Annotated in this window: 17 protein-coding genes and 1 tRNA gene; 8 read left to right on the plus strand and 10 right to left on the minus strand. The window is 42.8% G+C overall.

Annotation, left to right across the window (positions count from 1 at the left end; translation table 11 throughout):
• The first annotated feature begins 4 nt into the window (after positions 1-4).
• Together OFO10_RS00645 and OFO10_RS00650 are read left to right on the plus strand one after the other, a co-directional pair.
• Positions 5-2,521 (plus strand): molybdopterin guanine dinucleotide-containing S/N-oxide reductase, encoded by a 2,517-nt coding sequence (locus OFO10_RS00645; RefSeq protein WP_270865710.1) that lies wholly within the window; start codon positions 5-7, stop codon positions 2,519-2,521.
• A 273-nt stretch (positions 2,522-2,794) separates the two neighbouring features.
• Positions 2,795-3,082: a hypothetical protein gene (locus OFO10_RS00650; RefSeq protein ID WP_270865711.1), complete on the plus strand. Its 288-nt coding sequence runs from the start codon at positions 2,795-2,797 to the stop codon at positions 3,080-3,082.
• Positions 3,083-3,269: 187 nt separating this feature from the next.
• Here the strand turns inward: OFO10_RS00650 and OFO10_RS00655 are convergent, their stop codons facing one another.
• Complete coding sequence (locus tag OFO10_RS00655; protein WP_270865712.1) at positions 3,270-3,764, minus strand: DUF805 domain-containing protein; 495 nt, start codon at positions 3,762-3,764, stop codon at positions 3,270-3,272.
• A gap of 9 nt (positions 3,765-3,773) precedes the next feature.
• Positions 3,774-4,820 (minus strand): TM2 domain-containing protein, encoded by a 1,047-nt coding sequence (locus OFO10_RS00660; RefSeq protein WP_270865713.1) that lies wholly within the window; start codon positions 4,818-4,820, stop codon positions 3,774-3,776.
• 117 nt (positions 4,821-4,937) lie between these two features.
• Between OFO10_RS00660 and tpx the strand changes: the two genes are divergently transcribed.
• The gene (gene tpx / locus OFO10_RS00665; RefSeq protein ID WP_270862651.1) at positions 4,938-5,435 is read left to right on the plus strand and encodes a thiol peroxidase; all 498 of its coding nucleotides are present in this window, start codon (positions 4,938-4,940) and stop codon (positions 5,433-5,435) included.
• A 55-nt stretch (positions 5,436-5,490) separates the two neighbouring features.
• Here the strand turns inward: tpx and OFO10_RS00670 are convergent, their stop codons facing one another.
• From OFO10_RS00670 to OFO10_RS00705, 8 genes are read right to left on the minus strand one after another with little or no spacing between them, the layout of a single operon-like run.
• Complete coding sequence (locus OFO10_RS00670; RefSeq protein WP_270865714.1) at positions 5,491-7,008, minus strand: hypothetical protein; 1,518 nt, start codon at positions 7,006-7,008, stop codon at positions 5,491-5,493.
• Entirely contained in the window at positions 6,996-8,810 is a 1,815-nt protein-coding gene (locus OFO10_RS00675) for a hypothetical protein (RefSeq protein WP_270865715.1), read from the minus strand. Before OFO10_RS00675 ends, OFO10_RS00670 begins: the two co-directional genes overlap by 13 nt.
• Complete coding sequence (locus OFO10_RS00680) at positions 8,810-9,145, minus strand: hypothetical protein (protein WP_270865716.1); 336 nt, start codon at positions 9,143-9,145, stop codon at positions 8,810-8,812. Before OFO10_RS00680 ends, OFO10_RS00675 begins: the two co-directional genes overlap by 1 nt.
• A gap of 6 nt (positions 9,146-9,151) precedes the next feature.
• Positions 9,152-9,748: a 4Fe-4S dicluster domain-containing protein gene (locus tag OFO10_RS00685; protein ID WP_270858623.1), complete on the minus strand. Its 597-nt coding sequence runs from the start codon at positions 9,746-9,748 to the stop codon at positions 9,152-9,154.
• Position 9,749: 1 nt separating this feature from the next.
• A complete protein-coding gene (locus OFO10_RS00690) occupies positions 9,750-12,008 on the minus strand; it encodes a molybdopterin-containing oxidoreductase family protein (protein WP_270865717.1) in 2,259 nt (752 codons plus the stop codon).
• Positions 12,005-13,135: an NrfD/PsrC family molybdoenzyme membrane anchor subunit gene (gene nrfD, locus OFO10_RS00695; RefSeq protein ID WP_270865718.1), complete on the minus strand. Its 1,131-nt coding sequence runs from the start codon at positions 13,133-13,135 to the stop codon at positions 12,005-12,007. Before nrfD ends, OFO10_RS00690 begins: the two co-directional genes overlap by 4 nt.
• A complete protein-coding gene (locus OFO10_RS00700) occupies positions 13,132-13,677 on the minus strand; it encodes a molecular chaperone TorD family protein (protein WP_270865719.1) in 546 nt (181 codons plus the stop codon). Before OFO10_RS00700 ends, nrfD begins: the two co-directional genes overlap by 4 nt.
• Complete coding sequence (locus tag OFO10_RS00705) at positions 13,667-14,581, minus strand: sulfurtransferase (RefSeq protein ID WP_270865720.1); 915 nt, start codon at positions 14,579-14,581, stop codon at positions 13,667-13,669. The genes OFO10_RS00700 and OFO10_RS00705 overlap by 11 nt, the downstream gene beginning before the upstream one ends.
• 247 nt (positions 14,582-14,828) lie before the next feature.
• On the opposite strand from OFO10_RS00705, the gene OFO10_RS00710 reads away from it, so the two are divergent.
• The 5 genes from OFO10_RS00710 (at position 14,829) to OFO10_RS00730 (ending at position 22,195) form a co-directional block, all read left to right on the plus strand.
• Entirely contained in the window at positions 14,829-15,929 is a 1,101-nt protein-coding gene (locus tag OFO10_RS00710) for an efflux RND transporter periplasmic adaptor subunit (RefSeq protein WP_270865721.1), read from the plus strand.
• A 6-nt stretch (positions 15,930-15,935) separates the two neighbouring features.
• Complete coding sequence (locus tag OFO10_RS00715) at positions 15,936-19,082, plus strand: efflux RND transporter permease subunit (RefSeq protein WP_270865722.1); 3,147 nt, start codon at positions 15,936-15,938, stop codon at positions 19,080-19,082.
• Entirely contained in the window at positions 19,072-20,523 is a 1,452-nt protein-coding gene (locus OFO10_RS00720) for an efflux transporter outer membrane subunit (RefSeq protein ID WP_270865723.1), read from the plus strand. The genes OFO10_RS00715 and OFO10_RS00720 overlap by 11 nt, the downstream gene beginning before the upstream one ends.
• An 81-nt stretch (positions 20,524-20,604) precedes the next feature.
• Positions 20,605-20,692, plus strand: a tRNA-Ser gene (locus tag OFO10_RS00725).
• Positions 20,693-20,773: 81 nt separating this feature from the next.
• Complete coding sequence (locus tag OFO10_RS00730) at positions 20,774-22,195, plus strand: SPFH domain-containing protein (protein WP_270865724.1); 1,422 nt, start codon at positions 20,774-20,776, stop codon at positions 22,193-22,195.
• Positions 22,196-22,248 lie beyond the last annotated feature (53 nt).

The following is a 22,248-nucleotide window of genomic DNA, read 5'->3' on the forward strand; positions in this document are numbered from 1 at the left end:
TAAGATGAAAAGACGAAGTTTCTTAAAAGGCAGCGTCGCTCTGGGTGCTGCTAGCGCAATTCCAAATTTTGCCCTTGGGGCAGAGGCAAATACCGCTTTGGTTAAAAACGGCGAAGTTATCACAGGAGCACACTGGGGAATTTTAAAAGCTACCGTAAAAGACGGCAAAATCGTAAAATCGGAAGCTTGGAAAAAAACTTCAAATGTGCCAAATCCTTTGCAAACTGCGATGGACGATTTGGTTTATAAAGCAAGAATCAAAGCCCCGATGGTTCGCAAAAGCTACCTTGAAAACCCAGATAGCCCAAAACCTGAGCTTCGTGGCAAAGACGAGTGGGTAGAAGTGCCTTATGAAGAGGCTATTAAACTTGTCGCTAGGGAGCTAAAAAAAACACGCGAACAAAAAGGTATGAATAGCATTTGTGCAGGAAGCTACGCTTGGCAAAGCTCAGGCGCACTTGGCATGGCAAGAACGCTTCTTCATAGATTTATGAATATGACAGGTGGTTTTGTGGGTGTTACCGGGGATTTTTCAACCGGAGCTGCGCAAGTGATTTTGCCACATGTCGTGGGATCTAGCCAAGTTTATGAGCAACAAACCGTTTGGCCTGTGGTTTTAGAAAATTCAAAAGTAGTCGTGCTTTGGGGTATGAATCCGATTGCGACTTTGCGTTTGTCATTTACGGTTTCTGATGAAGGCTCGTTTAAATATTTTGAAAAATTGCGTGATAGCGGTAAAGAAATCATTATAATTGATCCGCTCAAAACAATCACAACTAAATTTTTTGAAGGCAAAGCTACTCATATCAGACCTACTCCAAATACCGATGTAGCGATGATGTTAGCTATGGCAAATCACCTACTAAAATCAGGCAAATATGATAAAGAATTTTTAAGCACTTACACCGTTGGCTTTGATAAATTCGAGCAGTATTTACTAGGCAAAGAAGACGGCGTAGAAAAAACACCTGAGTGGGCAGAGAAAATTTGCGGAATTAAAGCAAAAGTCATAAAAGAATTAGCCGAAAAATTCTTTGATAATCGCACTATGATTATGGCTGGTTGGGGTATGCAAAGAGCGCACCACGGCGAACAAGTCCATTGGATGATAGTAACTCTTGCATCTATGCTTGGTCAAATAGGGCTTCCTGGTGGTGGATTTGGTTTTAGTTACCACTATGCAAACGGCGGAACGCCAAGTTGCGTAGGCGGTGTAATTAAAACAATCAACGCAGGAAGTGTAGGCGTTATCAAAGACGGCAAATATATGGGTCCTGCTAATGCTGATGGCGCAAAAGAAAACGCGGCGCAATCTTGGCTATCAAATACGGCACTAATGTCATATCCTGTCGCAAGAAACGCAGACGCTTTGCTAAATCCGGGCGCAACGCTTGATGATAACGGAAATAAAATCACATATCCTGATATGGATTTTATCTACTGGGTCGGCGGAAATCCGCTCACACAACAACAAGACACAAACAAAAATGTTAAAGCTTGGCGAAAACCACGAACTATCGTCGTAAATGAAATTTACTGGACGCCGACAGCGAAAATGGCTGACATCGTGTTCCCGGTTACAAGCTCGTATGAGAGAAATGACATTTCTATGACAGGGGATTACACAAATATGCATATCGTCCCACAAAAACAGGTTGTAGAAAAACAATTTGGCGCAAAAGATGATTATCAAGTTTTCGTTGATTTGTGTAAAGCTTATGCAGACGGCCTTGCAGAAGCCTACACAGAAGGCGGCAAAACCGAAATGGACTGGATAAAAGAGTTCTACGAAACTGCGGCAAATCAAGTAAATGCAAACGAAGCTTTGGGGATTAAAATGCCAAGCTTTGAAGAGTGGTGGAACAAAAACGAACCGACTGAATTTTTCCCTACAATGGAGAGCGAAAGCTATGTAACTTTTGCAGATTTTAGAGAAGATCCGATTTTAAATGCTCTTGGCACACCAAGCGGACTAATCGAAATTTACTCTGAAACAATCGAAAAAATGGGCTATGATGACTGCAAGGCTCACCCGACATGGTTTGAACCAATCGAGTGGCTAGGTATGAAGGATAAACCAGCCAGATTCCACATGATAAGCCCACACCCAAATGATCGCTTGCACTCACAACAAAACCAAACTAAGCTAAGAGATAGCTATGCAGTAGCAGGTCGTGAGCCGATTTTCATCAACGAAGAAGACGCAAAAGAGCTAGGTATAAAGGGCGGCGATTTGGTAAGAGTTTTCAACGCTAGGGGTCAAATTTTAGCAGGTGCGGTTGTAAATGACGATACGCCAAGAAATGTCGTAAAACTATGCGAAGGCGCTTGGTATGATCCAAACGAAAACGGACTTTGCAAAAACGGCTCAGCAAATGTGCTTACTATCGATATTCCGACAAGCAAACTAGCCAACGGAAATATCTCTCACACTTGCCTTGTAAATATCGAGCCTTACAAACCAAAAGACGGCGAAGACATCACGCTAACTGCGTTTATGCCGCCAAAAGGTGCGAAATAAGCAAAATTTGGCTAGGATTTCCTAGCCAAATTTTAAAATTCTACAAAATTTTGCAAATTTCAAAATTCCGCTATCGCAAATTTGAAATACTGCCCCGAAATTTTGCTTTTTAAAATCCAACGAAATTTCTACGAATTCCTCAATTTACAAAGTTACTTCGCAAGCTTATAATAAATCAATACAAAATTTTGCACCACATAATCAAAATTTCAACCCATTTTAAGGGGGGGGGGGGGGTAGAATAAAACTTTATTTTTTTTCAAGGAGAAAACTATGGATGAAGAGCTACACTTAGGCTGCCCATTTTGTGGCAAGGACGACATCAAATACGGAGTATCAGTTTGCAGTGGTTGCCAAGCTGAGATTAGATATGGTGTATCGTGGGCTCCAACTTTAATTTTGGGTGTAATATTGCTTATCGTAGGTGGTGCTATCGGTGGCGGTATTGGTGGCCTTGTTTGTATCGGTGGCTTGGTCGGTATCGTCATAGGTGCATATAGATTTTTACAAAATTTAAGCTATAAAAAGGGTCCTAAATTTTTCAGACGAGAATTTCGTTAATTTTATTGTTTATTTGTAGGTATCCAAACCTACAAATAATCGTTGCCCACCCTAAATTAAAATTTTGCCCATATCTTAAAATTTGAAATTTCAGACGCAGTATCTACAAAGTAAAATTTAACGAGAGTAAAATTTAAAGAAAAGCAAAATTTGGAAAAATCCAAATTTTGCTAGGAATTTAAAAAGATTAAGGAACAAAAATATTCCCACCGGCGCGTGGATTTAGCGGATCGTCGCCGTATTTGTTAGCTCCGTCGGTGCCCTTTAAAATCGTAGAGATAAAAATAAAAATTATAAGCCCCACAGCAACAAATAAAAACAGCATAGCCAAAATTCTAATCCCAGCACTAATCGCTGCAAGCACGAACGAAAGAACAAATGCGCCAAAATACCACCCGCTGATATCTCTATCATGCAGTCTTCTCCACAAAACCGCAAATGATGGCACAAGCAAGCCAAAAGCAACGACGCTAGCTACGATTCCTATGACCTCTGGGTCGCCGTTTTTGTCAAACCCCAAAACGATATTTGTGCCAAGCACGGCGTCGATTACGGAGGTTGCGACATTTACTAAAACGCAAAAAAGGTAAAACCACCAATACTCGCTTCTGCTAGCCCTGCCAGAAAATGTGGCGAATTTTTGTTTGAGGCAAACGCTAATCGCCTCGCCAAAACTCATCATTTTTTCTCCTTATGATTTGATTTTGTTAAATTCGCTAATGTGAAATTTCAAATTCGAAAAATAATAGTTGTTTTTCGAAATTTCGAAATTTCGGCTATCTTTGGCACAAGCAATGATAAAAAGCGAATTTATAATCGAGCAAATTTGCACCGCGATTATCGCTAAAATCGGATTAAAATAGACTAAAACTAGCCCAATCACGCACGAGAGCGCATATACAAAAAACGCCTTAACGAAAATTTCGCACCCGCTTGTCTGGAAAAGCTCTTTGTAAATCAGTAGCGAGGAGCATGCCGCTAGCCCCGTAAATACTGCGCCGAAAGCAAATACAACTAGGCTTTTATCCCCAAACATCATCATCAAAAACGGGATTAGCGCAAGGCCGTCAAATACGACAAAAAGGGTTAAATTTCGCAAAAGCGTCTTTGAGCAAATTGTGCTAGCGATGAAATACGCGCTCATTGCAAGGCAGATTTGCCCCGCTGTCGAGGCTAGTTCGGCGCCATTAATCTTGGTGCCAAAAATGTTTAAAATTGCCATTAAAATCAAAAGTCCGCACCCAATGTAAGCTAGCTGTCTAGCCGAGGCTAAATTCGCGCTTTTTTCTTCGAAATTTAGGCTTTGGCTGGGATTTTCGCTGGGATTTTCGCTCAAATTTTCGGTCTCGCACCCTGCGCTAAGGTTTGCGCTATCTACCATTTTTTCTAAATTGAAAAAATCGTGTATTATCCACGCCAAATAGGCGAAATTTGGCAGTGCAAAGACCATAATCGGTTTTATTAAATTTTCCCTAGCCCTAAGTGTATCTTGGTCGTCAAATTCGAGGCTTGGCCTTATGGAGCGCAAAATTTCGAGCGCGCTATCGTTTGATATCAAAGCATACGCCACCAAAAAGCAGACAAAGATGATAAACCCAAATCCGCCAAGAAGCTGGAAAATCGCGCTTACATTTTTTTTCAGATAAAATCTGTGTGCGCTAAAAACCCCTAGCGTCAAATAGAGCGTATAAGCGGTGTTGAGGTGAAATTTAGGCGCGTTTTGCGGGAGGGTTTGCATGGATTTCCTTTTTTTAAATTTGGGCGAAATTATAGCCAAATTTTAAAATTTTGCGCCAAAAAATAATCTGTTAAATTTTATGAGATAAAATGTGTTTTATTTTTACAAGGAGAAAAAATGCAAGTAAAATTTTTAGGAAACCCCGTAAATTTGGGCGGAAATGAAGTAAAAGTCGGCGAGGCTGCGCCAGAAGTTGTAGTCGCTGGCAAGGATTTAGAAGATATCGTAATCGGCAAAAGCGAGAAAAAGCAAATCATCGTAGCCGTTCCATCTCTTGATACGCCAGTTTGCGCTAGTGAGGCTCGCAAATTCAACGAAAAAGCAGCAAGCTTGCCAAATACCGAAGTAATCGTGGTTTCAATGGATTTGCCGTTTGCGATGGGCAGATTTTGCACGACAGAGGGTATCGAAAACTTGCGCACAGCAAGCGATTTTAGAGCGAAAAAATTCGCCAAAAGCTATGGAATTTTAATCGAAGATAGCGCGCTAGCAGGGCTAAATGCAAGAGCGGTTTTCGTCATCAGCGGTGGCGTAATCGCATACAAAGACATCATGGCTGAAATCACCGAAGAACCGAACTACGAAGCAGTTTTAGAGGCTGCAAAAAACGCATAAATTTTTAGCTTCCCCCTTAAAAATACAGCGAAATTCCGCAAATTTTGCGGAATTTCTAATTTAGATTTAAAATTTCCTTCGCTCTTGTTTTTTTGTATAAAATCGACTTCAAATTTTGCATTTCACGCTCGTTTAAAGGGCTAGCGTCAAGCAGTTTGGCGCAGTTTTTTTGCCTAGGATTTTCGCAAAATTTAGGCGCGAAAAACTCGCTAATACCGCCGTGAGTTTCTCCGCTTTGGAGCGGATTTTCGTGGCAGGCTTCGCAGGTTTTGCCGATTTTTTGCACGCTATGAGGCGAAAATGGCTTCCAAACCTCGAATCTCTCGCTACTCTCGCCAAATTTAGCCACGCTAGCATTTTCATCTTTTATGCCAAGATTATAGCCAAACACAGGACGCGCAAGGGCGATTTTGCCGTTATTTTTGCGCACCAAAAGGACATTTTCGAAGCGTTCTAAACTAAATGCGCTATGCCAAATGCCGGGTTTTCTCTCGCCTCCAAGCGTGCGCGAAAACGGCGCAGGGCGCGTATTTTGGCGCAGGGCGCGTGCGTTAAATCGCTTGGTGCTCGCGTCAAATTCGATTAAATTTTGCCAGTTTTCGTAATCCTTGCTAAAATCAAGCATAGCATTTAGCTCGTAAAAACTCCCGCCCCATGCGCTGTGGCAGGTGGCGCACTCCAAATTTTGGTGGAATTTGTGCGAGGTGTTATTTTGCGTGGCGGTTTCGTGGCAGGCTTCACAGCTTTTGGTTTCGCTCATTTTGTGGCAATCCGCGCACACTAGCCCCGCGCTAAAATGTGTGTCAGGGCGCAAATTTGCGTATGTCACGCCATGCCGTAGCCCTGGGAAATTTCCATTTTTTTGCAACGGCGTGCGGTAGTCTTTGTGCGTGTTTTGTGGGAAAAGCCCCATAAAATCGGCGCCAACGAAATATTTATTGTGGCAAGAGGCGCAAACTTCATTATCTGCGCGCGAGAGCGTGTGAGTGCGCGAGTGCGGGCGCGCGCTAGTATTTGTGTCGCTGCCGCTGTAATGCGCGCTGGGTGCGTAGCTAGCGTGGCATGCCATGCAACCCTTTCCGTGCGCTGAAAATAGGGAATTCTCGCCACTATCAAAAACATGGCATTTAAGACATTTGCGCTCCACGAAGTCCGCCACGACGCGCTCTTTTGCGCTTAAATTTGGCAAATTTTGGCTTAAAAAATCTTGCAAACTGAGATTTAAATCCATGTTAAATGCGCTAAAAATCGTTTTTATCTCGTTTTTGTGCGTGAAATGGTTGCTTTTTTCAAATTCGCTGATTTGCTTTGCGTGACAGGTGCTGCAAAACTCGCCATAATGCGCGGGGCTGGCTGGGTGAGCGATGATATTTTCGTGCGAAAATCCGCCAAATTTGGCTAAATTTTGTGGGAAATCTGAGGGTGAAATTTTACTTTTATGACAACTTTCGCATGAAAAATTGTGATTTTGCGCGTCAAATTTTTCGATTTTATGGCAGTTTTCGCAGGATAAATTTTGGGCAAAAGCGAAATTTAAAAGCGCAAAAAATATCAAATTTATCACTCTAAACATTTCGTCTCCCCTGCCCTAAATTTCGCTTTTGAGGCGTTAAAATCGGCATAAATTTTATCATCGTAGCGATCGTGACAGATAGCGCAGGCATAGGCGTCAAGGATTTTTTTCATTTGAGCTAAGCTTAGCGTGGAATCGTTTTTAGAAATGATTTGATTTTGCACTCCTTTTGGGCTAGCAAAGGCGTCAAGGGCGAAATTTAACTCGCCAAAATTTGCCAAATTTGGGCTAAATGAAATCTCGCCGTTTTTATAGTCCAAAACACCGCGCCCAAGCCCTAGCGCAGTAGGCGAGAAGTGGCAAGAGGCGCAGGTTTTGCTCTTGCCAACGCTGTGTTGCGCCCAGCTAGCTAGGCTAAGGGCGTCAAAGTGCTTCGTGGCGCCATTTTCGTAGATACTAGCCACGACCTGACAGCCTGGGGCGAGGTTTGCGATTTTGCCGTCATTTCTCACGCCCAAAGCGGGGTCTTCGAAGCGTAAAAAACTGCGCATTTCGCTCCACGCACCCTCGCTGTATTCGCCCTTTTGCCACTCAAACTGCTTTGCACCCGAAAATCTTTGCTCGTGGCAACCAAAACAGCTTGCCACACTTTTTTCGTGGCAGGCTTGGCAGGATAAATTTGCGTGCAAAGGCTCGTGGGCTGGGTGTTTTAGCGCTGAAATTTCAAATTTTGCTCCGTCTTTTTTGCGCGTAAGGACTGCTTTTTCGCCCACTTTGGCGACATTGTAAAGTGGGAAATTTCCCTTTTTTGTGTAGGCGATGAGCGTGCTATCTGGGATATTTGGATTTGTTTTGGCTAAATTTCGTGCCATTTCATTTGGCGTGGCAAAATTTGGCGCGTGGCAGTCCTCGCATGCGATAATCACGGCATGGCGCATATTTGCGTGGTTTTTCTTATCGCCCATTACCCCAAGGCTAGTGTGGCAATCCACGCACTCTAACCCTGCCCTTTCGTAGTGAATATCGGCGCGCAAATCGTGGAAATGGCGCCCGTCGGAGAGCGTATGGCTTTGCTCGAAAGGCGCCTTGCTTCCCTCGCTTTCGAATTTTCCATAATACGCAAAACCAATGCGAGCCGAGCGGTTGTGGCAGGCTAGGCAGTTTTGGCTAGGGATTGCGGTGGAAAATCGCGTGTGGGTTTTGGGCGCGATTTTGGGCGCAGTATTTTGGGAGGTTGCGTGCGCGCCGGAATTTACGCTGGAATTTGTGCTTAAATTTGGCGCAGAATTTGCATTTTTGCTAGCAAAAAATGGCGCGAGCAAGAAATTTTCATTTAAATTCGAAGCCTTATGACACGCCCCACACCCGCCACCTTTGGCGATATTTTGATTTATAAAAACCTCTTTTTCTTGCGAGATATGGCAACTAGCGCAGGCTTTGGCGTAGTGGTCTTTGGCGAATTTTTCGATTTGCTCTGCGTTAAAATCTGCGCTTGCGCCCTGCTTCGCCCACTCGCCTATCAAATTTTGCTTGATTGGATTTTGGGTTTGCATTGGCGTGGTTGAAACACGGGCGATTTGGTCCTTGTGACAGCGCGCGCAACGGCTTTTGGCGTTTTCTAGCGTGGCTGGATTGGGGATTAGGGCGATGTGAGCGAGCGATTTTTCGCTAGCAATCTCGTTGCCCCCATGGCAACTCTGACAGGCAACTTCATCGTGTGAGGGGCTTAGTGAGCCGTAATTTTCGTGGCAGGCGGTGCATGAGTTTATCTGCGAAAATGTGCTTAGCGAAAAAAACAAAATAGCAAAATTTGCGAAAATTTTAAAATTTAGCCCTTTTAAAATTTCGCAAATTCTTCTCACTAGCAACCCTCAAACTGCGCTGGTGCGCCACCGGCTTTTGGTGCGGCGGCTTCGCTTTCATCGGCTTTGGCGCCAAATTCGTCTATCATGCCTTCATCGGCTAAGCGTTGAATGACATCATCATAGCTTTCCCATGCTTTTTTGTTGTAAGCGTCTGCTTGAATCGCCTTTTTTGCGTATGCCCTAGCAAGTGTGAGATTATTTTTTGCCACAGCTTCGCGTGATAAATTTACAAAATGCTCCGCCTGCGCTTTTGAAGTATTGTAGCTTTGCAAATTCTCCGCAAAACCAAAACTGCAAAGTAAAACCATGCTTAAAATTATCTTTTTCATCATTTTCTCCTATGAATTTATCGTTACATAATAGACATTTGGTTCAAGTCCGTCGCTCTCTTTTAGGCGAGTTATACTTGTCGCCTTAGCTAAAATTTGCGAAACATCACTATTTGGGTCATTTAAATCGCCAAAATTTCGCGATTTTCCCACGCAGGTGGTTACGCAAGCCGGAAGCAAACCTTTATCCACCCTTGGGGCGCAAAATGTGCATTTATCGACGCTTTGTTTGTGTTCGTCGTAATATCTGGCATTATACGGACAGGCTACCATACACGCCTTGCAGCCTATGCAAAGGGAGGGATCGACGATGACGATGCCGTCTTTTTCACGCTTAAAACTAGCTTCTGTCGGGCAAACTGCTACGCATGGGGAATTTTCGCAGTGGTTACAAAGAACCGGCAAGAAATTTAAAATCGGATTTCCTGCGTTGTCTTCGTTTTCTACTTCAAAAACCCTTGTGCGATACGCTTCTTTGAAAAGCGGCACTTCCCACTCGGTTTTACACGCTACATAACACGCATCACACCCGATACAGCGATCGCCGATAATCACCATAGCTAGGTTTTTTTCTTTTTTGTGATTTTTATTTATTAGTGAGTTCATCTTACGCCCTTTCAAGTCTAACAAAGCCGTTGTTTAAGCCGCTACAACCGCTAACTGGGTCAATGTCGTTACTACAAAAATAAACATCGCTAATGCCTTTATCAAAGCCGCTCTTCCACTCTTTGCTAACATGCCCAAAGCCGTGGTGGATAAAGACATTGCCCTTGGTTATTCGCTTTGTGATTTTTATATTTTGTGGTTTTGATTGAAGCCCTGTTTTAGCATTTATCATTATAACTTTATCGCCAGTTTTTAAGCCTAAATTTGCCGCGTCATCAGGATTTATCCAAATCGGGCTATCATCTTCAAGTTCGAGCAAGAGCTTGTTATTTTGGCTTCTTGCGTGAGAGTGTGCTGGACCCCTGCCAAATAAAAGCCTAAATTCGCCTTCTTTTGGCTGTGGCGGTGCTACCCAAGTAGGCAGTGGCGCACAGACATCTCCGTATTCTTCATACATTTTTTCCATATCAGGGTTGTAGAGATGAATTTTGCCCGTGCTAGTAGGGAAGCTTAGTGGCTTACCACTACTTTGTGGATACGCATCGGCTAAATAATCGCACAAAATGCCGTCTTTTTCAAATTTAGCTTTCTCATCAGGGCTTAGCGAATTTACGAAATTATTTATCGCGTCGCTTGGCGAAATGGTAAAATACTCGTCCATATCAAAGCGTTTGCAAATCCCACGCACTATGTCAAAAACATGCTTAGTATCGTGTAGCGGCTTAATCGCAGCCTTTCTTACAGCCACAAACGGCACATCGTATTTTTGGATATATGGCCCGTCGTCTTTTTCTAAATATGTGCTTTCAGGCAAAACTATATCACAATACGCGCAAAAATCGTTCATCTGTGTATCGATTGCCATTAAAAAATCTAGCTTTTCGATCGATTTCATAACCCCGTTTGCTTCGACTGCCGTGTGTCCTAGCGGATTTGTATCGTAAGTCAGCCACGCCTTTATCGGATATGGCTGTTCGCTTAAAGTCGCGCGATAAATTTCACCGCTTAATCCTAAATTTGCAGGGTTAAACGGCCATTTTGTGCCAACGCCGTCAGCCCTTGGCTCCCTTACAGCTGGTGCTTCATCATCTTTTGGGAGCTTGGCTAAATTTATGCTTTGATTTACCCAAGTTCCGCCCTTTACGCCGTAATTTCCCATAATTGCATTTAATATCGCAATCGCTCTTGCTGTTTGCGTGTCGTTTGCGTATCTTGAAAATCTACGCGGTGCGATAGCTAGGACATGCGGGGCAAATTTCGCAAATTCCCACGCTATTTCTTCTATCTCTTCGGCTTTTATACCGCAAATTTCTTCTGCCCATTTTGGGGTGTATTGTTTGACATGGCGGGCTAGTTTATCAAAGCCGTAGCAGTATTTATTGATAAATTCCATATTTGCTAGATTATCTCTAATTATGACATGAATTAGCGCTAGTGCTAGTGCCATATCGCACCCAGGTTTTATGCGAAGCCATTTGTGCGCTCTAATCGCACTTTCGCTCTGGCGTGGATCTACATAGACGAGTTTTGCGCCATTTGCCAAGCCCTCCATAAAATCTCTTGCTTCTCTAACCTGAATCGCTCCTGCCATATTTCTGCCAAATAAAATCATATATTTGGTGTTTGCCATGTCGTAGTTTTCATGACCCCCAATACCGCCACCGCCAAATGTCAAAGACCAGCCAATCGCTCTACTGCCACGACACTCAGAAAATGAAGCGTAGCTTACATTTGGAGTGCCAAGTAGGCTAGCAAATTTGTGAAAATAAGAAGAGCAGCTTCCATGAGCAAAGGCTGCAATGCTTTTTGCGCCGTATTTGTCGATGATTTTTTCTAAATTTTCATGCACGAAGTCAAACGCTTCGTCCCAACTGACTTTTTTCCATTTGCCTTCGCCCCGTTTGCCGACTCTAATCATCGGGTATTTTAAGCGATCTGGATCGTAAGTAGAATAAACCCCCGCATTTCCCTTAGCGCAAATCGTGCCGTAATTGTATGGATTTAGCTTGTTTCCTTCGATTTTGTGAATTTTGCCGTCCCTTGTGAAAACATTTACGCCACAATTCCAAAAGCACATTTCGCAGTAATTTGGTGTTTTTACGCCTTCATCGTATTCTAATAAATTTGAAAGCTCGGGCGAATTTTTATGTGTTTTTGCCATTAGTGGATTTGGAAGCCCTGTGATACCTGCCGTGCTGGCAACTGCGACACTAGAAGCCATTTTTAGAAAATTTCGTCTTGTGATTTTAAGCTCTCTCATTTTTCACTCTCCAAATTTAAAAATGTTTTTCCAAGTGCGTAAATAAAGAGCATTACGCCAATGCCTGAGATAAAAATCGTGATTTCTGCCACGCTTGGGCAGTATGAGCCAAACTCTATCTTGCCTAAAAATTCGCTCTCAACTCTTACTAGCTGACCACCCACAATGCCGTCAAACCTAGCAAAAAATACGCCGATAATGGCTAAAATTCCAGCCAAAAATGAAATTTTTAAATTTTGAAATTTAGATAAAATTAATAAAATCATCGGAAGCAAAATTCCAACTAAAATTTCGAAAAAATAGAAATTAAATGACAAATTTCCGTTTGTAAAAACTTCAAAATTTTTGGCTAGATAGCTTCCTGCGCCATAGCTTGAAATTACCGCGTTCCAAAAATTTATAAATAAAACAGCCAAAAGTAGCAAAAACATAAAAATATTCAAATTTCGCAAAATTCGCTCATTTAGGGCTTTTTTGCTTAAATTTACAAAGGCAAAAATCACGCTTATGCCGCAAATCAAAGCTCCTAAAATAAATGAAATAGTAAAGCTTGGCGTGTGCCAGATTGGTCTAGCTGAATTTACGGCAAAGACCATTGAGAGTGTGCTAAATGCTACAATTCCCATTATAAATGCGACAATTCCTGCGTAAAACGAAGCTTTTTCGCTGTTTTTTAGCATTAAAATTAGCTCGATTATCAAAAGCGGAGTTTCGATTAGATAAAAAGTGCTCATCCACCAAATCGGGCTTTCTACCGCGAAATTAAAGTAATACCTTACAAAACGCAAAACTTGCAGTTTAAAAGGGCTTCCAAGCTCCCAAAAAATCAGCCAAAATGCCGCTAAAAGCGCAGCAATAGCTAAAAGCTGTAAATGGCGTGAAATTTTAGAAAATGCGTGAAATCCAAAAAGATGATCAGCCGTAGCGATCGTGGCAACTCCTACGCTAATGCCCACAAAAAAGGCATAACCCATAAGCAAAAGCCCAAGCGGAACCTCGCGGCTGACATTGTAGCTAGCCTCTTGGCCATTTAAAAACACGCTACAAATCCCCACGAGCCCCACTGCGCACAGCGCAAGCGATAGAAAAAGAAGCCCAAATTTCGGGGTTTTGGCGACTTTTGTCATCTTTGCTCCTTTAAATTTGATATTAAAAATTTGGCAAAATTTAAAATAAACTCAAATTCTTTTAAATTTTCAAAATTTGCTAAATTTTTACTCAAAGGCTCTAAAAAGTCCAAAAATTTAGTAAATTTCAAAAACTTCTCCCACTCGCCCTGCTCTGCTAAAATCGCGCAAAATGCGAGTAAATTTGAGGCGTGGTCGCAGTTTTTTTCCACCACAAAACCACAAATTTCATAAAATTTGCAAATTTCATTATAACTCTCGCCAAACATTTTTTTATCTAACCAAAACCCCGCTAGAAGCGAAGTGCCGAATTTGGCTGAGTTTAAATCAAAATAAAAAATGTAATTGCTGATAATTTCGTCTAAATTTGGCGTTTTTAAATCGTTAAATTTGAAATTTGAAAATTTATTGAAGCGCTTGGCGAATTCGCCGTTTGCAAATTCGCCAAGCGCGCAGTATTTCTCGCGCCAACCCTCCGCTGGAAAGGCGAGCAGGTCGGCGCATAAGTCTAGGCAATCAATCGAAATTTGATTATTTTTCATCGCCTTTTAGCACTTTTCTTTTTGGCAGGTTCGAATACTCGACCATGCTTGCTTCGTAGTTTTTGACCTTGTCATTTCCCATGATGTATTTTGTCGCAAACCAGCCACCACTTGCGTGCCAGCCTGTGTTGCAATACCAAATTTGTGGTGCGTTTGGATCTAGACCAGCTGTTTTAAATAGCTCGCCAACAGCTTCTTTGTCAGTGTTGATATAAAAAACGCCGTCATTTTCTTTGGCTAGTTTGCCGATAAAGATATTTCCATCAACGCCCTCTAAGTGCCCGCCTTTGGCTGCTTTTGGGTGAGCTTTTTCGCCAGAGTATTGAGCTTCGATTCTGCCGTCAATTAGCGCTACGCTGTTTGTAACCACAGCCTCGTCGATATCGTAAGCAGTCGCAACGATGTCTTTGTTAAATTTAGTGATTTTAAAATCGCTTTTTTCTGGTGTGGCGGCCTCTGTGCTTAGCTCGCCACCAGCTTTTTTCCAAGCGTCAATTCCGCCGTTTAAAATCGCTGTGTTTGTAAGGCCGTAGTATTCAGATACGAATAGAGCCAAAGTTGAAAGCGTATAATCAGGAGCGGCTTTTGCGTCGTTGTAGAAAACTACTGCGCTAGTATCTTTGATACCGCTTTTTTGAAATAATCTCTCAACCGTAGTCGGAGAAGCGATAAATCCTGGCATTTCGCCTCTTGCCTCTCTGAAATCAGCCTCTTTCCAAGCAACTGCGCCTTTGATGTGACCTGCGCCATATCCTTCGCCTTCTTGAAGGTCGATTAAAACTAGGTCTTTATCAGCCAAATTTGCTTTTAGCCACTCGACATCTACGACCTTGTTTTGTGGTAAATCTAGGGCAAATGCGCATGTGCAAGCAGCCGCTAGTAATGATGAAGTAAGTAATTTCATGATATCTCCTTAAAAATGAAATTGTTGCAAAAAAAAATTGTAACAAAATTTAGTAATATTAAATTAAAAATTTATCGAAATTTTATAAGTTAGATTAAAATTTTCCGTGATTTTGTCACAAAAAATGTGAAAAATTTAGAAATATTAAATTTTCATTTACTTTTGTGTTAATAATTTGTTATGCAGAATTTGGATAAAATCGACAGCTTTTTACTTTAATTATTAAAATTTAATAACCGAGGTTTGTATGAAGAAAATTTTCTCACTAATTGCGACGCTAGCACTGCTTAGCGGATGTTCGTATTTCGAAAAAAAAGAAGAGGGCGCAGGAGCGGGTGCCAAGGGCGCTGGCGGTATGCCGCCGCTTTCAGTAGCTGTTTTTAAAGCCCAAAAATCTGATGTTCCAATCGCACTAAAATTTAACGGCGAAACCGCAAGCGATTTAGATGTAACGCTAAAATCGCAGGTTTCTGGCACGATAGAAAAACAGCTTTTCACCCCTGGTGTGCGCGTAGAAAAGGGTGAGGGGCTCTATGAAATCGACAAATCTCGCTACCAAGCGATTTTTAACAGCGCGAAAGCTAGCCTAAACAACGCCAGCGCAGATTACGAACGCGCTAGAAAATTGAAGGCAAGCAATACCATTTCAGCGCGCGAATTTGACGGCGCAAAATCAGCTTACGAAGTGGCTAAGGCAAATTTTGAACGGGCGAAAATCGACCTTGATAATGCCCTTGTCAAAGCCCCGTTTGACGGCATTGTAGGCGATACGCAAAAAGATACTGGCTCGTTTGTGGGCGTAGGCGAAAATCTAGTCAGACTTACAAAACTAAATCCAATTTATGTGAAATTTGGGATTTCTGATACCGATAAGATGAAAATTGATAGAAATTTAGCCAGCAGTGATTGGTATATGAAAAACACAAAGGCTACAATTTCCTTTAATGACAAAACTTATGAAGGAAATGTAGTCTTCATCGATAGCGTCGTAGATAGCGCGACTGCAAGCGTGAGCGCCAAAGCGCAATTTAACAACCTAAATTATGAAATTCAACCAGGAATTTACACTAGAATTTCAGTCGATGGTTTTGTGCAAAAAGATGGCTTCCAAATCCCGCAAATCGCAGTTTTGCAAGATTTAAGCAACTCTATCGTTTATGTCGTAGATGCAAACAACACCGTGGCCAAAAAAATCGTAAAAGTTATAGCCCAAGATTCTACGACGATGACTATTTCAGAGGGTTTGAGCGAGGGGGATTTGATTGTTTTGGATAATTTTTCAAAAATTCAAGTCGGCGCCAAGGTAACCCCGCTTCCGCCAGAAACAGACGCGACAAAGGCTAGGTAGGCAAGTATGTTTTCTAAATTTTTTATCAATCGCCCAGTTTTCGCAAGCGTTATTTCGATTATTATCGTTATTGCTGGAACGATTTGTCTATTTATCGCCCCTGTGGAGGAATACCCGCAACTCACCCCACCTCAAATTTCAGTTACAGCCACATATAGTGGCGCAGACGCGCAGACTATCTCAGATACCGTCGCTTCGCCACTAGAAAACGCAATCAACGGCGTCGATGATATGATTTATATGAGTTCATCATCTAGCTCGTCAGGTAGGGCAAATATCAGCGTGTTTTTCAAGGTTGGCACCGATCCACAAGAAGCACTCGTAAATGTAAATAACAGAGTAAATCCAGCCCTAACAACGCTTCCGGCCGAAGTGCAAAGAATGGGCGTTAGCGTCACGGAGCGTTCATCATCTATACTTTCTGCGTTTTTCTTTTATGACCCAACAGGTCAAATGAGCCCGCTTGATATCCAAAACTATGTCAGCATTAATGTCGTCGATGAGCTAAAACGCGTTAGCGGTGTGGGCGACGCACAGGCCCTTGGCACGAAGGATTACTCAATGAGAATTTGGGTAAATCCAGGACTTATGGCTAAACACAATGTCGTATCATCTGACATAATCGCAGCCATTAGAGAGCAAAACAGCCAATACCCAGCCGGAAAGCTAGGCGAGCAACCAAACGATTTGGGTAACCCTTATGTCTATGCAATCCAGCCAGAGGGGCGTTTGAAAACGGTCGAAGAGTTCGAAAATGTAATCATTAGAGCCAGCGATGATGGTAAATTTTTGCGTGTAAAAGATGTCGCTAGGGTCGAGCTAGGGGCTGAGAGCCTTATCATCAATGGTAAATACCAAGGATACGACGCGACGCCAGTTTTCATCTATCAACAAAACGGCGCAAACGCCATTGCTACGCTTGATGCCGTAACTGCGCGTTTGGAGCAGTTAAAGCAAAATTTCCCAGGCGCACTGACTTATAGCAACGGATACGACACGACAGAATTCGTAAAGGTCTCTATCGAAGAGGTTATTCATACCTTCGTAGAAGCGATGATTTTGGTCGTTTTGGTTATTTATATGTTCTTAGGAAATTTCCGCGCGACGATTATTCCAATGCTAGCGGTGCCAGTATCGATTTGTGGAGCGTTTATCGGAATTTACGCTTTTGGATTTTCGATAAATTTAATCACACTTTTCGCCCTAGTTTTGGCTATTGGTATCGTCGTCGATGACGCTATTATCGTTATCGAAAATGTGGAGAGAATTTTGCACGAAGAGCGAAATTTAAGCGTCAAAGAGGCCACGATTAAGGCAATGGACGAGATCGTAAGTCCGGTAATTTCAATTGTGCTTGTTTTGGCGGCGGTTTTCGTGCCGGTTGCTTTTATGGAGGGCTTTGTCGGCGTTATCCAAAGACAATTCGCGCTCACACTTGTCTCATCTGTGGTTTTTTCTGGATTTGTCGCCCTTACTCTAACCCCTGCGCTGTGTGCGCTTTTGCTTCGTAAAAAAGAGGCCGAGCCGTTTTGGTTAGTGCGTAAATTTAACGAATTTTTCGATTTTTCAACCCGCCTTTTCTCAGCAGGTGTTGCAAAAATTTTGCGCCATGTGATTTTATCGCTGTGCCTTGTGGGAATTATTATTTTTGTGATGTTAGAGTTATTTAAAATTACTCCTGGCGGACTTGTGCCAGCAGAGGATAAAGGCTATGTAATGGGCTTTTCGACACTTCCGTCGGCTAGACCTTTGGTAGCTACTGAAAAGCACATGGATTTCTTGCGTGGCACACTTTCGCAAAACCCAAATGTCGAAGCAATCACCACAATCGCGGGATTTGATATGATGGCAGGTGGTGCTAGGGAAAATTCAGGCGTATTTTTCTCTAAACTCAAACCTTGGGAAGTCCGCCCTGAGGCTAACCAATCAGCTCAATCAATCGCAAACGCGCTAACTGGACAGCTTTTTGTTATGGATAGAAGCGCGATGACCTTTGCCCTAACCCCACCGCCAATCAATGGTCTATCAATGACTGGTGGATTTGAAGTGTATGCAGAAAATACTACGGGCAAAAACTATCAACAAATCGCCGATGATATGGCGCGAATAGTCGCCAAAGCTTCGCAAAATCCAGCTTTGCAAAATGTCCGCTCTACGCTAGATGTAAATTTCCCGCAATACAATCTAAGCCTAGATAAGGAAAAAATCAAAATGCTTGGAATTTCAATCCCTGATATTTTTACGACGATAAATTCGACTATCGGACAATACTACATAAACGATTTTAACCTTTTGGGTAAAACTTACCGCGTCTATATGAGAGCAGAACAGCTTTTCCGCGATACGCCAAATGATTTAAGGACGCTTTATGTGCGCTCAGCTAGTGGAAATTTGGTTTCGCTTGATTCGGTTGTAAATTTAGAACGCGCCAAAGGTCCTGATATCGTCGATCGTTTCAATGGCTTCCCGGCTGCTCGTCTTATGGGCGATCCTGCCCCAGGATATACTTCTGGTCAGGCGATTGATGCTATTAGAGATACGATTCTGGGCGAATTCCCTACTGGATACACACTTGGTTGGTCAGGCACAGCTTATCAAGAGGTAAATGCAGCAGGAACTGGCGCAAAGGCCTTTGCGTTTGGACTTTTGTTTGTATTTTTGATCTTAGCGGCGCAGTATGAGAGGTGGCTAATGCCAATGGCGGTTCTTACAGCCGTGCCATTTAGCGTGTTTGGTGCGCTTTTATTCACATGGGCTAGGGGATTAAATAACGATATATATTTTCAAATCGGACTTATTTTGCTTATCGGACTTGCGGCAAAAAATGCAATCTTAATCGTCGAATTTGCTATGCAAGAGTATCAACACGGCGGAAAAAGTATCGCAGAAGCTGCGATAAGTGCAGCAAAAATGCGTTTTAGACCGATTGTTATGACATCTTTGGCTTTTGGTCTTGGCGTTTTGCCTATGGTACTTGCCACAGGAGCAGGTTCTGCTAGCCGTCACGCGCTAGGAACTGGTGTGCTTGGTGGAATTTTGGCTGCTTCGACGATAGCGATTTTCTTCGTGCCGCTATTTTTCTACCTTTTGGAGAGCTTTAATGCGTGGCTAGATAAGCGAAAAATAAAATCAGAGGAAAAAGATGAAAACTAAAATTTTACTAGGAATTTTAACTGGCGCGCTGATTAGTGGTTGTAGTTTTAAGCCTGATATGCCTACTCGCCATATCGAGTATAGATCTGGATACGAGGCGACAAATGTGAGCCAAATGTGGTGGAAAAGCTACAATGACACCCAGCTAAATGCGCTAATTGATAGTGCTTTGGCGAATAATTCTGATTTAATGCTAGCTTTAAACAATATCGAGCGTGCAAGGCTAAATTTGGGTCTAAGCAAGCTTGAATATCTACCAAATATCGGAATTTCAGGCTCTGCAATGCGCCAGAATAATTATGCTAATATGCCCGATTCAAATTCTCACGCTTCTTACGCGATTTCGGCGCCACTTAGCTATGAGATTGATTTTTGGGGTAGGGTGCGAAATAGCGTGGGCGCTAGCGCGGCGCAGTATATGGGGACTAAATACGATTATGAAACAGCCAAAAATACAATCACTAGCGCGGTTGCAAGCTCGTATTTCGCGCTTTTATCCCTAAAAGAGCAAGAAAGAATTTTAACTAAATCGCTTAAAAGCTACGAGCAGACGCAAAATTATCGCAAAAAAGAGCTAGATGCTGGCGCGATAAATCAAATCACGCTTAGCCAAGCAAGTGCCGCTGTGCAAAACGCCAAAGCGAGCCTAATCGCCGTGCAAAACCAAATTTCTCAGGTGCAAACCTCGCTTGCGATTTTAGCTGGCAAAAGCTACGACGGGGTCGTAAATCCGCAAATCCTCACAGCCGCAAAACTTCCTAATGCCCCACAAATCCCAAGTGGCGTGCCAAGCGATGTTTTACTTCATCGCCCAGATGTGGCAAAGGCGTTGGAGGATTTGCGCGCTAGCAATTTCCTAGTCGGCGTTGCCAAGGCAGGGTATTTCCCGACTATCTCGCTAACTGGGGCGTTTGGCTATGCAAGTAGCGATTTTGATAGATTGATTAGCTCGACTACTAGCTCGTGGAGTATCGGCGGCTCGCTCGTGGGTCCTTTGCTTGATTTTGGGCGAACTAAAAAGAGGGTTGATATTGCTAATGTCGATCAAAACTCATCTTTTATCGCTTATGATAAGGCGCTAAAAACGGCTCTTGGCGATGTCAAAGACGCCCTAACTACGCTTAAAAACGCAAAAGAACGCAAAAAAGCGATGAGTGATTTGCTAAGCTCGCAACGCAAAATTTACAAAGACGCGACCGAGCTTTATAACGCTGGATATTCTAGCCATTTAGAATTCCTAGACGCGCAACGCAATCTTTTAAACACAGAACTTGCCAAAGTGGGCGCTGATTTAGAGGAATTGGAAGCTAGCGTAAATGCTTACAAGGCACTTGGCGGGGGATTTAGCATAAGCGATGAGGAGCTAAAAGAGATTTTAGGAGCTGATACCGATACTGCGCCTGATATGTCTGCTGTGCCGATAGATAGGATATTTAGGTAAAATTTGCGGAATTTTAAAATTCCGCAAATTTTCAAATTTCAGCTTCAAATTTAAAATTTTAGTTATAATCCATGCCTTTTTAGACAGGTGTCCGAGTGGTCGAAGGAGCACGCCTGGAACGCGTGTGAGGTGCAAGCCTCCGAGGGTTCGAATCCCTTCCTGTCTGCCAGAATGCAAATTACAGAATAAATTTTATTTAAATCAAATTTTGCTTATAATTGCGCCTTAAATTTTATTATAAGGAGGGGTGATGTTTTCGCCTGTTTTGATTGGATTTGGTGGCGGTTTGGTCGCTATCGTGGTCATTTGTGTGCTTGCAGCCATGTATTTTAGGACGGTCGTGGAGACAAACGAGGTTCATATCGTCCAAAGTGCGCGCAAAACGCAAAGTTTTGGCAAAGACACTGGAAATGGAAATGTGTATTATAATTTCCCCGGTTGGGTGCCGATTTTAGGCGTTAGCAAGATAATTTTGCCAGTTTCAGTATTTAGTATCAAAATCGAGGCTTACGAGGCTTACGATGTGGGTAGGCTGCCATTTGTCGTGGATATCACGGCGTTTTTCCGCATTGCTGATTCAAATTTAGCCGCCCAAAGGGTCAAAGACTTCGACGATCTCAAAAAGCAACTCACAGATATTATCCAAGGCTCAATCCGCTCGATTTTAGCCAAAAGGGAGCTTGAAGAAATTCTTACAATCCGCTCAGCCCTAGGCGAGGATTTTACTGTTTCGGTTCAATCCCAGCTCGAAAACTGGGGCATTGCGCCTGTGAAAAATATCGAGCTTATGGATATTAAAGACAAAGAGGGCGAAAAGGTCATTTTCAACATAATGGAAAAGAAAAAATCCGCTATCGAAAAAGACAGCCGTGTCGAGGTAGCCGAAAACCGCAAACGCGCCCAAATCGCTGAAATCGAAGCCAAAAGAGAAACCGAGATCAAAGAGCAAGAAGCTCTAAAACTCGTAGGCCTTAAAACCGTCGAGCAAGAGCGCGAGGTCGCAATCAGCAAAGAACAAGCCAAACAAGTGGTAAAAGAGCAGGAAAAAATCACCCAAGAAAAGGCAATGGAGGTCGTGCGCGTCCAAGATGTCAAAAAAGCAGAGATTAAAAAGCAAGTAGAAATCGTCCAAGCCGAGCAAGAACAGCGCAAAATCGAAATCGACGCAGAGGCTAAGAAAACAGCCAAAATCAAGGAAGCCGAAGCCCAAAAAGAAAACCAAATCCTAATCGCGCAAGGCGATAAAGAAAGGCAGTTTTTGGAGGCGGCTGCGCTTTTAGAAATCAAAGACAAAGAGAGCCAAGGTATCGCAAAAATTGGAACCGCCGAGGCCGAGGCTTTGAGATTAAAAGAGTTAGCCCCTGTCAATGCGCAAATCGAGCTAGCGCGCGAAATCGGCGAAAACGAGGGCTATCAAACATACCTAATCTCAATCGAGCAAATCAAGGCTAACCGCGATATCGGCTTAGAACAGGCCAAAGCCCTAACTAGCGCAGATCTAAAAATCATCGCAAACAACGGCAATGTAAGCGAGGGGCTAAATTCGCTTGGTAGCGTGCTAAGCACGAGTGGTGGCACAAAAATCGCCTCCATGCTAGAAGGGCTAGCCCAAAGCGAGCTAGGAAAACAGCTTGTCGATAAAATCACCAAGCCAAAAGAGGGCGAGAAATAAAATTTAACCCCAAATTTGGGGTTAAATTTTATAATATTAGACTTGACATTAAT

Origin of the sequence: Campylobacter sp. VBCF_06 NA8 (genome assembly GCF_027737825.1) — a bacterium.
In the GTDB taxonomy this organism is placed as follows: Bacteria; Campylobacterota; Campylobacteria; order Campylobacterales; family Campylobacteraceae; genus Campylobacter_B.

Excerpts from the sequence above, each read along its gene's own strand:
- nrfD (WP_270865718.1), bottom strand. The coding sequence starts at position 13,135 with ATGACAAAAGTCGCCAAAACCCCGAAATTTGGGCTTCTTTTTCTATCG.
- OFO10_RS00660 (WP_270865713.1), bottom strand. The coding sequence starts at position 4,820 with ATGCAAACCCTCCCGCAAAACGCGCCTAAATTTCACCTCAACACCGCT.
- OFO10_RS00710 (WP_270865721.1), top strand. The coding sequence starts at position 14,829 with ATGAAGAAAATTTTCTCACTAATTGCGACGCTAGCACTGCTTAGCGGA.
- OFO10_RS00720 (WP_270865723.1), top strand. The coding sequence starts at position 19,072 with ATGAAAACTAAAATTTTACTAGGAATTTTAACTGGCGCGCTGATTAGT.
- OFO10_RS00690 (WP_270865717.1), bottom strand. The coding sequence starts at position 12,008 with ATGAGAGAGCTTAAAATCACAAGACGAAATTTTCTAAAAATGGCTTCT.
- OFO10_RS00730 (WP_270865724.1), top strand. The coding sequence starts at position 20,774 with ATGTTTTCGCCTGTTTTGATTGGATTTGGTGGCGGTTTGGTCGCTATC.
- OFO10_RS00705 (WP_270865720.1), bottom strand. The coding sequence starts at position 14,581 with ATGAAATTACTTACTTCATCATTACTAGCGGCTGCTTGCACATGCGCA.
- OFO10_RS00700 (WP_270865719.1), bottom strand. The coding sequence starts at position 13,677 with ATGAAAAATAATCAAATTTCGATTGATTGCCTAGACTTATGCGCCGAC.
- OFO10_RS00715 (WP_270865722.1), top strand. The coding sequence starts at position 15,936 with ATGTTTTCTAAATTTTTTATCAATCGCCCAGTTTTCGCAAGCGTTATT.
- OFO10_RS00680 (WP_270865716.1), bottom strand. The coding sequence starts at position 9,145 with ATGATGAAAAAGATAATTTTAAGCATGGTTTTACTTTGCAGTTTTGGT.
- OFO10_RS00655 (WP_270865712.1), bottom strand. The coding sequence starts at position 3,764 with ATGATGAGTTTTGGCGAGGCGATTAGCGTTTGCCTCAAACAAAAATTC.
- OFO10_RS00670 (WP_270865714.1), bottom strand. The coding sequence starts at position 7,008 with ATGTTTAGAGTGATAAATTTGATATTTTTTGCGCTTTTAAATTTCGCT.
- OFO10_RS00650 (WP_270865711.1), top strand. The coding sequence starts at position 2,795 with ATGGATGAAGAGCTACACTTAGGCTGCCCATTTTGTGGCAAGGACGAC.
- OFO10_RS00645 (WP_270865710.1), top strand. The coding sequence starts at position 5 with ATGAAAAGACGAAGTTTCTTAAAAGGCAGCGTCGCTCTGGGTGCTGCT.
- tpx (WP_270862651.1), top strand. The coding sequence starts at position 4,938 with ATGCAAGTAAAATTTTTAGGAAACCCCGTAAATTTGGGCGGAAATGAA.
- OFO10_RS00685 (WP_270858623.1), bottom strand. The coding sequence starts at position 9,748 with ATGAACTCACTAATAAATAAAAATCACAAAAAAGAAAAAAACCTAGCT.